Annotated in this window: 11 protein-coding genes; 6 read left to right on the plus strand and 5 right to left on the minus strand. The window is 60.3% G+C overall.

Going from position 1 to position 13594, the window contains the following annotated elements:
- The first annotated feature begins 42 nt into the window (after positions 1-42).
- Positions 43-1437 (plus strand): class II fumarate hydratase, encoded by a 1395-nt coding sequence (gene fumC / locus ACSOSP_RS07990; RefSeq protein ID WP_455310475.1) that lies wholly within the window; start codon positions 43-45, stop codon positions 1435-1437.
- A 69-nt stretch (positions 1438-1506) separates the two neighbouring features.
- Here the strand turns inward: fumC and ACSOSP_RS07995 are convergent, their stop codons facing one another.
- From ACSOSP_RS07995 to ACSOSP_RS08005, 3 genes are all read right to left on the minus strand, one after another.
- Entirely contained in the window at positions 1507-3072 is a 1566-nt protein-coding gene (locus tag ACSOSP_RS07995) for a class I SAM-dependent methyltransferase (RefSeq protein ID WP_455310477.1), read from the minus strand.
- Positions 3073-3376: 304 nt separating this feature from the next.
- A complete protein-coding gene (locus ACSOSP_RS08000) occupies positions 3377-3904 on the minus strand; it encodes an acyl-CoA thioesterase (RefSeq protein ID WP_455310479.1) in 528 nt (175 codons plus the stop codon).
- Positions 3905-4018: 114 nt separating this feature from the next.
- Complete coding sequence (locus ACSOSP_RS08005; RefSeq protein ID WP_455310480.1) at positions 4019-4162, minus strand: hypothetical protein; 144 nt, start codon at positions 4160-4162, stop codon at positions 4019-4021.
- Positions 4163-4323: 161 nt separating this feature from the next.
- Here ACSOSP_RS08005 and ACSOSP_RS08010 point away from each other — a divergent pair, with 161 nt between their 5' ends.
- On the plus strand, positions 4324-5112 hold the full coding sequence (locus tag ACSOSP_RS08010) for an ArsR/SmtB family transcription factor (protein ID WP_455310481.1): 789 nt from the start codon (positions 4324-4326) through the stop codon (positions 5110-5112).
- 361 nt (positions 5113-5473) lie between these two features.
- Positions 5474-7471, plus strand: coding sequence for an alkyl/aryl-sulfatase (locus ACSOSP_RS08015; protein ID WP_455310482.1), 1998 nt, complete (start codon positions 5474-5476; stop codon positions 7469-7471).
- Positions 7472-7531: 60 nt separating this feature from the next.
- On the opposite strand, the gene ACSOSP_RS08020 is transcribed toward ACSOSP_RS08015, so the two are convergent.
- Together ACSOSP_RS08020 and ACSOSP_RS08025 are read right to left on the minus strand one after the other, a co-directional pair.
- Positions 7532-8365, minus strand: a complete 834-nt coding sequence (locus ACSOSP_RS08020; RefSeq protein ID WP_455310483.1) for a thymidylate synthase — start codon at positions 8363-8365, stop codon at positions 7532-7534.
- 334 nt (positions 8366-8699) lie between these two features.
- Entirely contained in the window at positions 8700-10076 is a 1377-nt protein-coding gene (locus ACSOSP_RS08025; protein ID WP_158940049.1) for a sigma-54 dependent transcriptional regulator, read from the minus strand.
- A gap of 514 nt (positions 10077-10590) precedes the next feature.
- Here ACSOSP_RS08025 and ACSOSP_RS08030 point away from each other — a divergent pair.
- The 3 genes from ACSOSP_RS08030 to ACSOSP_RS08040 all read left to right on the plus strand — a co-directional run bounded on the left by ACSOSP_RS08030 (position 10591) and on the right by ACSOSP_RS08040 (position 13534).
- Positions 10591-11121 carry a hypothetical protein gene (locus tag ACSOSP_RS08030; protein WP_455310484.1) on the plus strand — a complete coding sequence of 177 codons (531 nt, stop codon included), beginning with the start codon at positions 10591-10593 and terminating at the stop codon, positions 11119-11121.
- Between the two features lie 379 nt (positions 11122-11500).
- Positions 11501-12943, plus strand: coding sequence for a sigma 54-interacting transcriptional regulator (locus tag ACSOSP_RS08035; RefSeq protein ID WP_455310891.1), 1443 nt, complete (start codon positions 11501-11503; stop codon positions 12941-12943).
- 90 nt (positions 12944-13033) lie between these two features.
- Positions 13034-13534, plus strand: a complete 501-nt coding sequence (locus tag ACSOSP_RS08040) for a dihydrofolate reductase (protein WP_455310485.1) — start codon at positions 13034-13036, stop codon at positions 13532-13534.
- Positions 13535-13594: the final 60 nt, after the last annotated feature.

The raw sequence follows: 13594 nt of genomic DNA on the forward strand, positions 1-13594 counted from the left end.
TCAACCCCGAACCTGATTGCCAAGCCGAAGGAGCATGAAGCCATGACCGACGACGTAAGACTCGAAAAGGACACGTTCGGCGAAATCGCCGTGCCGAACGCAAAACTCTGGGGTGCGCAAACGCAGCGTTCCTTGCAGAATTTCAAGATTTCGAGCGAGAAGCAATCTCCTGAACTGATCAATGCGCTCGCGATTGTTAAGCGGGCATCGGCGGAAGTGAATGCTGAACTGAAGGTGCTCGCCGCCGACAAAGCCCAGGCGATCATCGCGGCCGCCGACGAGATCCTGGCCGGCAAGCATCCCAACGAATTCCCGCTCGCCGTGTGGCAAACGGGTTCCGGCACGCAGACCAACATGAACCTCAACGAGGTGATTGCAAACCGCGCAAGCGAGTTGATGGGCGGCGTGCGCGGCGAAGAGCGCAAGGTGCATCCCAACGACGACGTGAATCGCGGGCAATCGTCGAACGACGTGTTCCCGACCGCGATGCATATTGCCGCCGCGGTCGCCATCACGAAGCATCTCGTGCCTGCGCTCAAAACCTTGCGCGATACGCTCGATAGAAAATCGAACGCATTTGCTCGAATCGTGAAAATTGGCCGCACGCATTTGCAGGACGCGACGCCGCTTACGCTGGGACAAGAGTTCTCGGGTTATGTCGCTCAACTCGATCAGGGCATCCGGCACGTTGAATCGACCTTGCCGCATCTGTATCAACTGGCGTTGGGCGGCACGGCGGTTGGCACGGGTTTGAATGCGCATCCCGAGTTTGCCGTGAAGGTGGCCGGCGTGATCGGCAAGTTGACCGATTTGCCTTTCGAAACCGCGCCGAACAAATTCGAAGTCATGGCCGCCGCCGACGCGCTCGTGTTCGCGCATGGCGCGCTGAAGACCATCGCTGCGGGTTTGATGAAGATCGCCAACGACATCCGCTGGCTATCGAGCGGACCGCGGTGCGGACTGGGAGAGTTGTCGATTCCCGAGAACGAGCCGGGCAGCTCGATCATGCCGGGCAAGGTCAACCCGACTCAATCCGAAGCCGTCACCATGCTGTGCTGCCAGGTGTTCGGGAATGACGTGGCGGTGAATATTGGTGGCGCGAGCGGCAATTTCGAGCTCAACGTATTCCGCCCGATGATCGCGCACAACGTGCTGCAATCGGTCCGGCTGCTGGCCGACGGCGCGCAAAGTTTCAACGACAACTGCGCGGACGGGATCGAGGCGAACGAGTCGCGTATCGACAGCTTGCTGAACGAATCGCTGATGCTCGTGACGGCGCTGAATCCGCATATCGGCTATGACAAGGCCGCGAAGATTGCGAAGAAGGCCCATAAGGAAGGGACGACGCTGAAGGCGTCCGCGCTGGCGCTTGGGTTTGTGACCGAAGCCGAATTCGACGAGTGGGTGAAACCGGAAGACATGGTGGGCAAGAGGTAACGTCAGGATGAGGGGCAGCGGTTGATGGGTTGATCGCTTATCAACCGCTGCGTCTGGTTATCGGCCTGGTTATCGGCCTGGTTTTCGCCCTGATGTTTTTTGCGCGTTCAGGAAGCCGAGCTCGATCGAGTGCGCAATCAGTTTCTTGCCGGAATCCTCAAAGATATGACGCAGGCGCGTCGTGGTCTCTTCGGGCGGCACCTCGGCGCCTCCCACTTGTAGCCTGAGCCCGGTCGCAATCAGCGAGCGTGAAACGCGTGCGACCAATTCGTCGATATCGCTGGTGAGCGCTTTGACCGGATCGGCTTTTGCATGCAGCGATGCAAGCATCATCCCATCCAGTGCGCTGATACCCGCACCTCCGCCCAGCCGGGGAGACGCCAGCGCCCCGGAGGCCTCACCCTGTTCCGCCCTCGCCAGCAACGCGGCATTTAGCCGGTCGGCCGCCTCTCGCGGCTGCGCCGCGCCGTAGCGCACTAATGTTTCGCCAACGGCTAACGACAAGCGCAGCAGCTTCATGATGGCGTCGAGCGTCAGTCCGGCGAACTCGGGTGCATCGAAAACCTGCGCCAGCGTCATTTCCGCGCCGTGCAACAAATCAAACAGCGGTTTGTGAGAGGCGTCGCTGCGCGTAAGCGTAGCGTGCTCCAGGGTCACCTCCGTTTTGTACGGAACGGCCGGATTACCCCACAAATGAATCTGTTCGGCCTGTTCGCGCAGGCGCAAATCACTCAAAGGCGCTTTTCCACGCACGAAGATATCCGAGCGGAACCCGCGGTTCGCGAAGTAATCGCGAAGCTCTTCTGCTTCGATGGGATCGGTGACCGTCTCCAGCATCTGCCGCTGCTGTTCCGCAAGCCATCCCACGGGTGACATGTGAGCGAAACGTGCGCTGCCGGCGAAGCTGAGTTTCGCTTCGGCCATTTCGTGCGCAATGTCGGCGAAGTAAAACGGCGTCCATTTCTCGTGCAGATACTCATGGACGAGGTAGCGCTCCTCCAGGTTCCCAAAACCCTCGACCCGACCCAGGGAATCCGGGTTGCGCTTGAAGTGCAACGCTTCGAGATTCACCATCTTCCTGGCGAGCCCGGAAGCCCTCGTCCATGCGTCACCTCCTTCCCCGGCGCCCAGCATCAGCAAGCGTTGCAGCGGCAGCACCTGCGCGCACCCTACCATCGCGTTGTAGCTCACCTGGACGACACCGCCCGGTTTCAAATAACGCGTCAGGAATCTCATGATCTGCGCGCGGGTTTCATCGGATATCCACGAGATGATGCCGTGCAGGGTGATGTAGTCGAACAAGGGCAGCTCGACCTTCCCTTGCGCAAGATCGCCGAAGCTGTTCTCCAGCAAAGTGAGATTCGACAGGCGGGCTTCGTCGCGTATCGACGTAGCACCGAGTACGTGCAACGGGTTGAAATCGCACGCGTAGAAGTCGCCGTTCGGATGCGTCGCCGCAAGGATCAGGGACGTCAGGCCCTGGCCGAATCCGAGCTCGCAATAGGTGAATTTTTCAAGCGATGGTGGCGATACCCGCTGCATTGCCAGGCAGGTATTCAGGAAAGTCGGACTCTGTTCGTGATAGTAGCCGGTCGTATAGGCAACCGAATTGTTGTAGCCGGCCGTCCAGGTCATGGTGTTTCCTCATTTCATGTTGGGTATTTGCGTATGGGCCGCTCGGCGGCATTTCGCGCAGCGCCGAACTATGCCGATAACGCAACCATTCATGAATGAGAAACGTCTTATTTGTTTTATTTATTTATTTCAACAGCACCGTGAGTCAGTCGGTCCTGCGACTGCGTACAGGTTTGTGCGCCACTTGCGGACGTAAAAGTTTATTCATATTTATAGTGATGCTAATCATCTGGATGTCAGTAGCACCGTGATTAATGAGGCGCGCTGCGTCGACAGATCTTGCCGCCAGCGCGCGTTATTGCTTTTAAACCTTTCCGGCGGCCACTTCTTCCGGCTTCAATTCCACGATCGCGTCCAACGCGTCCTTGACGTCCATCGCATATTTCGCCAACCGCTTTTGCTCATCCGTTACCGGCACGAACGACGGAACCGGCACCGGCTTGCCCTCTTCATCGACGGCGACGAACACCATCAGGCAGTCCGTGGTCTGTTGCAGCACGCCGCTCTTCGGATCGCCCGCGTGCACCGAGATATGCAAATGCATGCTGGTGCGCCCCGTCGCCACCACGCGCGCGCGCAATTCGACGAGGTTGCCCACCAGGATCGGCCGCCGAAAACGGATATTGCCCACGCTGACGGTCACGCAATAGCGCCCGGACCAGACTGCGGCGCACGCGTAGGCCGTCTCGTCCATCCACTTCATCAGCGCGCCGCCGTGAACCTTGCCGCCGAAATTGACGGAGGTCGGTTCGGCTAGAAAACGGAACGTGGTTTCGGACCGGTCGGTGATCGGAGCATCGGAGGATGGGGGAACGGGCGCTGCAGTATTCATGTAGATATGGAGCAAACCCAAGGGGCCTGCCTGGTCAGTGGAGTTGTCGAATTATACGAGTCTCAAAAAAACGCCCGCCGCCCGCTTCGACGCGCTCCGGCACTTATTTGCCACTTATTTGCGCACGGAAATGCCCTGGTCGATCACCCCGTACATGGTGATGCCGCTCGACCCGTCCGCTGACGACGAACCGCCCGACGTTCCCGCACAACCCGCACACGCCGCCACGAGCAGCGTCGCCATCAAAATTTTTACCATGAGAGTCTCCTGCACAGCCGTCACCCAACGCGAAACATCATTCTAGCGCGGGGGTCAGGCAGCACTCACAATCCGTTCCCGCCTTGCATCAATACTTCAGGTTTCGATGAAACATCGAGTGCGCGAAGCCGCTAAAGTAGAGTTAATCCAAGGAGGCTGCGATGACCCTCGATCACGACGATGCCCGCCCGTTCCCCGGTTTGTCACGCATAGGCGCCCTGCTCGCCGACCCCGGCCGCGCCGCCATGCTGTGGTCGCTGATGGACGGCACGGCCCGCCCTGCCGGCGAACTCACGATGATCGCCGGCATTTCACCGTCCGCCGCCAGCGGGCATTTCACGCGGCTCGTCGAGAGCGGCTTGCTGGCGCTCGAAGTGAGCGGGCGGCATCGGTACTACCGCATTGCAACACCCGATATCGCGATGGCGATCGAAGCGCTGGCTAATCTGGCGCAAGCCAGCGCGCCGCTGCGCGAAGCGGCGCAGGCGCATCGGCCGCCGCCGCGGCCGGCGTCTGCCGTGCCGCTCGACATGCGCTATGCACGGACGTGTTACGACCATCTCGCGGGTGAGTTGGCTGTGCGGCTGTTCGACCGCATGCTGACATCGAAGTGGCTGGAAGTCGTGCCTGGCGCGCAAAGCCCGCAAGGCGGTGAGCCGGCCAGCTCGAAGCGGCCCGGTCCCACCGCGCTTGATGCAACACCCCGAGGAATCGATGAATTCTCGCGTCTCGGTATTGACCTCACGGCGCAGAAAGCACGGCGCCGGCGATTCGCCTGCACGTGCATCGACTGGAGCGAACGCCGGCCGCATCTGGGCGGCGCGCTGGGCGCGGCGTTTCTCGATGCCTGCACTGAACACGGCTGGGTTGAAACGACAGCCAAGCGACGGGTCATGCGGGTCACCCCCGCCGGCGAGCGGCATTTCGCCGCCGTACTTAGCGGCGTGTAGCGGTAAGCACGGGCATAAAGCCGGATAGCACTGCCCGAACAACATAGCCATGGCCATTCCGACTGAACGTCCGGATGGGATGGCTATGGCTGCGTGCCGACGAAATATGACACTTACAAAATCGGTTCACCTGTAAAGTTTTTGGCTCGCTTCCGTGTTCAAGGCGCGAGCTCAACCCGTTTGTCGAATTCCAACGGAATACTCCAAATCTATATTATTAGGAATACAAAGTTTATTGAATTAAATGACTTGAATCAAAGAAAAGCGTAGTAACGGAGTCCTTCACAAAGCCCGTACCGCACCTTGCATCGAATCAGGCTTGAACAACGCAAAAAACCACGGCCTATCAACGGAGATAATAATGATCGCAACGCCGCACCGGCTCACGCTTACCGCGCTCGCGGCTCTCAGCTTGCTTGCCACGCCCTTCGCGCTCGCGCAGCAAACCGCCGCCACGTCCCTCCCGTCCCTCGCGTCCATCACGCCCGCCAAGGACGCCACCGCTATCACCCGGCAAGGCAACTTGGCGGTCTACCAGCAACTCCCCTTTGCCGATAAAACCGATTTCGACGACGCGCAACGCGGCTTCATGGGCACCATCGCGAGCGGCACGTTCAAGGCAGACGACGGCCGCACGAGCTGGGACCTGAACAAATACAGCTTCCTGAAGGGCGAGGCGCCGGACACAGTCAATCCGAGTCTGTGGCGCATCGCGCAGTTGAACATGATCAACGGGCTCTTCAAGGTGACAGACCGGGTGTATCAGGTGCGAGGACTCGACCTCGCCAACATGACGATTGTTGAAGGCGATACCGGCATCATCCTGATCGACGTGCTGGTGACACGCGAAGCCGCGCGGCAAGCGCTGGACCTCTACTTCCAGCATCGGCCGAAGAAGCCGGTGGTCGCCGTGATCTACACGCACAGCCACGCGGACCACTACGGCGGCGTGAGAGGCGTGATCGACGAAGCCGACGTCAAGAGCGGCAAGGTCAAGGTACTCGCGCCGGCCGGCTTCCTGCAGGAAGCCGTGGCCGAGAACATCTTCGCCGGCAACGCCATGGGCCGCCGCTCGCTATACCAATACGGCGCGCTGCTGCCGCCCAGCGCACGCGGCCAGGTCGACGCGGGCCTTGGCAAGACCACGTCGGCGGGCAATCTCGGCCTGATTCCCCCCAGCGACACGGTGGAGAAAACCGGCGACACCCGTACTATCGACGGTGTCCAGTTCGAATTCCAGATGGCCCCCAGCACGGAAGCGCCGTCCGAGATGCTGATCTACATGCCGCAGTTCAAGGTGCTGGATACCGCCGAGGACACCACCCACACGCTCCACAACCTGTACACGTTGCGCGGCGCGCAAGTGCGCGATGCAGCCAACTGGTGGAAAACGCTCAACGAAGCGATCCTTCGCTACGGCGACCGCACGGACGTGGTGATTTCGCAGCATCACTGGCCGACCTGGGGTCAGCCGAAAATCGTGGCCTACATGGCGGATCAGCGCGACATGTTCAAGTATCTCCACGATCAATCTTTGCGGCTTGCCAACTCCGGCTACACCATGACCGAGATTGCCGAGCAGATTCAGTTGCCCGACGGCATCGGCAAGAAGTGGTACAACCGCGGCTATTACGGCTCGGTCAATCACGACGCGAAGGCGGTCTACCAGCGCTATCTCGGCTGGTATGACTCGAACCCGGCCAACCTGCATCCGTATCCGCCGGAAGAGGAATCAAAGCGTTTCGTGGAGTTCATGGGCGGCGCCGACGCCGTGATGACGAAGGCCAGGCAATCCTTCGACAAGGGCGATTACCGATGGGTGGCGACCGTGATGAACAAGGTCGTGTTCGCGGATCCATCGAACAAGGCCGCACGCGATCTGGAGGCGGACGCGCTCGAGCAGTTGGGCTATCAGACCGAGAACCCGACCTGGCGCAATGAGTACCTGATGGGCGCGTTCGAACTGCGCAACGGCGTACCGAAGGTGAAGGGGGTCAACACGGCGACGCCAGACGCAATCGCTGCAATGAGCCCCGATTTGCTGCTTGATTTCATGGGCATCCGGCTCAACGGTCCGAAGGCGGACGGCAAGCACACGGTCATCAACTGGGATCTCGGCGACGGCGTGAAGTACGGTATCGAGTTGCGCAATTCGGTGCTGATCTACACCGAGGGCGTCACGCTGGCAAACCCCGACGCTACGCTCAGCATGAGCAAGGGTGATTTCGCCAGGCTGTTGATGGGCGGCCAGCAACAGCAATCTGACGCGGGCAAGGTCAGCGGCAATAGTCAGAAGGTGGTTGAGCTGTTCAGTATGCTCGACCGCTTCGACCCGATGTTCAACATCGTTACGCCTTGATGTTTTGACAGGCGCGCGTCCCGACTTCAGGCATCCGAAGCCGGGACACGCAAAGCCGTTCTAAACCGCGATTGGCGCCTTGATGCCCGGATGATATTGATACCCTTCGATCACGAAGTCTTCGTATTTGTAATCGAAGATGGACGCGGGCTTTCTCGCCAGTTCGAGCTTCGGCAGCGGATAAGGCTCACGGCTCAATTGCAGATCCACCTGCTCCAGATGGTTCAGGTAGATATGGCAATCACCGCCGGTCCAGACTAACTCGCCTACCTGCAGATCGCATTGCTGAGCGAGCATGTGCGTGAGCAACGCATAACTCGCAATATTGAACGGCGTACCCAGGAACACGTCCTGACTGCGGCAATACAGCAGGCAGCTCAGCTTGCCTTCGTTCACGTAGAACTGCGCGAGGCAATGGCACGGCGCGAGCGCCATCCTTCCGGCACGGGCGTTATCGACAGGCGACATGGACTCGTCCGGGAAATCCGCCACGTTCAAGGCCGTCAGCATCAGCCGCCGTGAGTTGGGCCGCGTCTTGATCTGATGCACGAGCGCGCTCACCTGATCGACCATCGTGCCATCGCTCTTTGGCCAGAAGCGCCATTGATGGCCGTACACCGGACCGAGATTGCCGTTTTCATCGGCCCATTCGTCCCAGATGGTCACGCCGTTGTCGTTCAGATACTTGATGTTGGTATCGCCGTTCAGGAACCACAGCAGCTCATAGACCACGCTCTTCATGTGAATGCGCTTGGTCGTGACGATCGGAAACCCCTGCGCCAGATCGAAACGCAATTGACGGCCAAACGTGCTGATCGTCCCCGTGCCCGTCCGGTCCATCTTGCGAGCGCCGCGTTCGAGAATGTCTTTGAGCAGTTCTTGGTACTGGATCATGAGGATGGGTCGTTCGTATAAAGAGGACGTGTCGCTATTCTGGCAGAACATTCCCGCGGGCCTGCGGCGCACTCTCGCGCCAGATTCTTCCAGCCATGGAAAACGCGGGAAATCGGGGAAACGCAGCGGGGAAACGCAGCCGCCGATAAAATCAAACCATGATTTTACCAAGCGCCGGAGGGCGAGGAGCAAAGGCGTCGTGGGAGGGGCAAATGCGAGGGATAAACGCGAAGGACAAACACGAGAGCTCGCGGCGTTCCACTGAACGCCGCGATTGAACAAACCAAACAGAGAGAGACCTTGACGACCGATGGCCGGCCGCCACACGCGGCCCTTAGCCGCGAGTAACGTGCTCCGTCGGTGCATCGACTTCAATGTGGCGCATGCCATGCGCGCTCAGAAGGCGGTACAGCGTCACTCGCGAAATACCGAGTTCCTGCGCGGCGTCGCCAAGACGGCCGCGATGACGCAGCAAAGCGAGTTCGATAGCCTGCCGTTCCGCAGCCTCCCGTGCCTGCGCCAGCGACACCGGCGCCACTTCGACATACTCGCCGAGCTCGAGATCACGCGCACTGATCTGACGCCCTTCCGACATCACGATGGCGCGGCGCACGCGATTGATCAGCTCACGCACATTACCCGGCCAGCCATAGTTATGAATTGCCGCAATGGCATCGGGCGCGAAACCGCGCAGACGCCGGCTCGCGTCCTTCTTGAAACGGTCGAGCATGTGCTTGGCGAGCAACTCGATGTCCTTGCCACGCGCCCGCAGCGGCGGTTCATCGATTTGCAGCACGCACAGACGGTGATACAGGTCGGCGCGGAACCGCCCTTCGATCATGGCCGTCTGCATATCCACGTGGGTGGCCGAAATGATGCGCACATCCACCGGGGTCGATCCATGTCCGCCCAGCCGTTCGACCTTGCGCTCCTGCAGGAAACGCAACAGGCTTGCCTGGCTTTCGAGGGGCAAGTCGCCGATTTCATCGAGGAACAGCGTGCCGCCGTTAGCCGCTTCCACGCGGCCGATCTTGCGTTGATTCGCGCCGGTAAACGCACCGCGTTCGTACCCGAACAGTTCCGATTGCAACAGGTGAGCGGGAATCGCGCCGCAATTGATGGCGACGAACGGCTGCTCCCGCCGTACTGAACGTTCGTGAATGGCGACTGCAGTGAGTTCTTTGCCTGTGCCCGATTCACCCGAGATGAACACGGGCGCGTCGGTCATGGCGACCTTGCGGATGGAGCGGAACAACGCGAGCATGGCGTCGCACGAACCGACCATCTCGCCTTCGGCGCGGCCATCGCGCGCATCGTTCGACGCGTTCTCGTGCAGCGCCACCATGCCATAGGCATGGCCGACAGCATCTACAACCCGATCATTCGATGTAGGTAACGTGACGTAGTCGAAGCAGTAGTCGCGAATCAGCCGGCGCACGGCTGCGTCTTCAAGCTGCCCCGTGACAGTGGCCGCCACCCAGCCGACATTGGTCAGCGTCAGCGACGCTTCGAGCGCCGCGAGTTCGTGTGCTTCAAAGCTGCTTGACAGATCCAGCAAGCCACCCGTTGCCAAGTCGTTACGAAGCCACCTGCGAGCGTCCTTTGCGTTCGATACCACCTCTATGTGCCAGCCCCTCTCCTCAAACCGAGCGCACAACGGCGCGCTCGGGTCACGAGTCACGTAGATTAGTTGCCGCCGAGCGACTTCCATTGTTCTGATCCTTTCGTCAACGGTCGTTGAAAAGGTCGCGCCGGTAATTGCCCTCAACCACGCTGCAGACGTCGAAGACTCGCATGCCCCAAGCGAACGGTCATTCGGGAAACTGCAAACGGTGAAACCCCGGAAGCGACGAGTACTGTCGCGTGGTTCTATGCGAACCTGTTTTGTTTCAGATGCTGTTTTTGAGAGACTACTATAAAGCGAATACTTCGAAAACAAATATCCGCAACAATGCCCGCGAACCCCTCCTGAAGCAGGGTTACTGTGCATTTCAACAACGAGGCACGGTTTTAATAAGCAGTTTGCAAATAGTTTAAATAAGACAATAAGATTTACGCAATTTCCGATAAAAATGGCCGTTAACCCTCTATCGTTTCAATGGTGAAACGTTTTCGTCTCTTTTCTGATTCTATTTTTCAGTTGGCTTGCCGCCAACCCAATACCCGCAACGCAATGCGTGCCATGGCATATGTTTCGCTAAATGCCAATGAATCAGGAGACCGCCATGGAAAGCACCGGCTACGTCGTCAAACGAGAAAATACTGCGACCCGACTTAAGGTTGCCGCCATTAGTGCTGCGTGGTTCGTACTGGGCAGCTCACCCGCCAACGTTTGCGCGCAAAATACCGCAAATGACGATCGGGTGATCCAGCCCATGCCTCGGCCAGTAGTGTCCGAATATGAAACATCCACGACCAGGCAAAATCCGCCAGCCATTTTTATGGAAAGAAAAATTGGAAGCACCGGCGCTGGCGAAGCGGCATCGAACGAGCACATTGTTGTTAATCCTGCAATCGGAACGGAGCAGCACGCATCGGTTCAACCGATTGCGTCGGCGCCGCTTCCGGTGCGGGCCGACGGCGCGCTAGAAAAAGTCACGGCGACGAGGGCGGAGTCGCCCGTCGCCGCGCACACCACCAACGTCACGCTTTGGGACGAGGTCGCGCCGCCAGTGCGCGCTCCCATTCCCGTCGATGCAGCCACGCGCTCCGCGCCGGGGGACGTCGCGAGCACCGGAACCCAGCGGACGCCGTAGCCGGAATTGCAAACCCGTGCCGAGCAGGTTGGCTGAAGAACGACCGCACGGACCGCGAGGACCGCGACAAGCGCGACGCAGCTACGCAACATCGCAGATAACAGGATTTGAACGACACGTCGGACAGTAGGACACTTGCGTATTGCCCAGCGAATAGCCAGAGTAGCGGTGCCGCGTAATTTCGCGAGTAAGGCAGTGGGCTTATCCGGGATTCAAGCAGCGTCCCGCCCGACGGCTACACGGGTCGACAGCGCGCTGCATGGCTGTGTCCGCCAGGACGCCGCTTGCGCCTGTTGCAAAAAGGAGATCGCTTGTGCTCGAATCCGTCCCCGTCTCCGCACCCGTGTCGGGTAAAAGCGCACCGACGCCATTAACGCCGATGGGCGCCCGCCCCACTGTCGACTCGATCACAGCTGATCGCGCCGAGGTGTCGAGCCTCCCGATCGCGCCGGCGCCCCACGCGGCATCAGCCGTGCGCAACCTTCTCTACATTGCCCAGGAGCCAGATCAGGCGCTGGTCGCGTATTTGAAGGGCCTTGGCTGGAAGGTATCGGCGGGGACGCTCGCCACCCAGGCCAACGTGCTGAAGACGGACACGCCGGTAGCCGGTATTGTCGATATGACCAGCTTTTCGGCGCGCGAGCTCGCCGCGCTCGAACCCGCGCTGCGGCATCAGCGGGCCGGCTGGATTGCCCTCACTGACGATAACCACCTCGCGGACCCGGTCGTCTGCCACTTGATCCGGCACTTCTGCTTCGACTTCGTGAAGGGCCCGTTCTCGAACTCGACTATCGGTTACCTCGTCGATCACGCGTACGGCATGGTCAGCCTCGGCGACATCGATCTGGCCGAGACCCCGGTCGTGTTCGGCGACGAGCAGATGGTCGGCACCTGTGAGGCCATGCAGCAGCTCTTTCGCACCATCCGCAAAATCGCGAACACCGACGCCAACGTGTTCATCACCGGCGAATCTGGGACCGGCAAGGAATTGACGGCCGTGGCGATCCACGAACGCTCGCCGCGCCGCAAGGGTCCATTCGTCGCGATCAATTGCGGCGCGATCGGCAATGAACTGATCCAGTCCGAACTGTTCGGCTACGAGCGCGGTGCGTTCACGGGCGCGAACCAGCGCAAGATCGGCCGGGTGGAAGAAGCCGACGGCGGCACGCTCTTCCTCGATGAAATCGGCGACCTGCCGCTCGACAGCCAGGTGCACCTTCTGCGGTTCCTGGAGGAACGCAAGATCGACCGGCTGGGCGGGCGCGACCCTGTCGCCGTCAACGTGCGCATCATTTCCGCGACCCACATCGACCTGGAAGCCGCCATGGCCAGTGGCCGGTTTCGTACCGATCTGTTCCACCGGCTGTGCGTGCTGCGCGTGGACGAGCCGCCGCTGCGGGCGCGCGGCAAGGACATCGAAATTCTCGCGCTGCACGTGCTGCACAAGTTCAGGAGCGACGGCAGACGCAAGATCATCGGCTTTGCGCCGTCGGCGATCGAAGCGATGTATAGCTACGCCTGGACCGGCAACGTCCGCGAGATGATCAACCGCGTGCGGCGCGCGATCGTGATGGCGGAGAACAAGCTGATCACCGCCGACGATCTCGGGCTTGGTCACTGCACGGGCATTGAATCGACCACGCTGGCCGCTGCTCGCGACGCCGCCGAGAAGCGCGCGATCGAGCTGACGTTGCTGCGGCATCGGCACAAGCTCAGCGAGGCAGCGGCGGAATTGGGGATTTCGCGGGTGACGTTGTACAGGCTGATGGTCCAGCATGGACTGCGCGGCGCATCGATGGGGAACGGCGCGGACGCGGGGTGAGAAAGCTCGCGGCGCCGGGCGTCAGGCGTTGGTCGTCGGGTAGAATCTGCGGCTTGATTTGTCTCGAAGCCGGATACGGATATCCCCACCATGACGACGCTGACCCTGATCGTCGCCCGCGCGCGTAATGGCGTGATCGGGCGCAACAACCAATTGCCCTGGCGCTTGCCCGAAGACCTCGCGTTCTTCAAACGCACGACGATGGGCGCGCCTATCGTGATGGGGCGCAAGACGCATGAGTCCATCGGACGGGTCTTGCCGGGACGGCGCAATATAGTCGTGACGCGCGATGCCCAGCGCCGCTTCGACGGCTGCGATACGGTGACCCGGCTTGCCAATGCGCTGGAACTGGCCGCACGGGATCACGCCGGTGAGATATTCCTGATCGGTGGCGCGGAGTTGTTTCGCGAAGGGTGGCCGCTCGCGCACAAGCTGATCCTGACCGAGATCGATGCCGATTTCCCCGGCGACATTTCCCTCGATGCACCCGACGCAGCCGTCTGGAAAGAGGTTTCGCGGGAGACGCATCACGCGGCAGCGCCGAATGATTTCGATTATTCGTTCGTGGTTTACGAGCGGCGCACGGCTTAGCCCATTACGCGTTTCCATTGAAAAAGCCCTGACGAGTCAGGGCTTTTTCACTTCCCCGGA

The sequence above is a fragment of the Caballeronia sp. KNU42 genome (assembly GCF_053760385.1).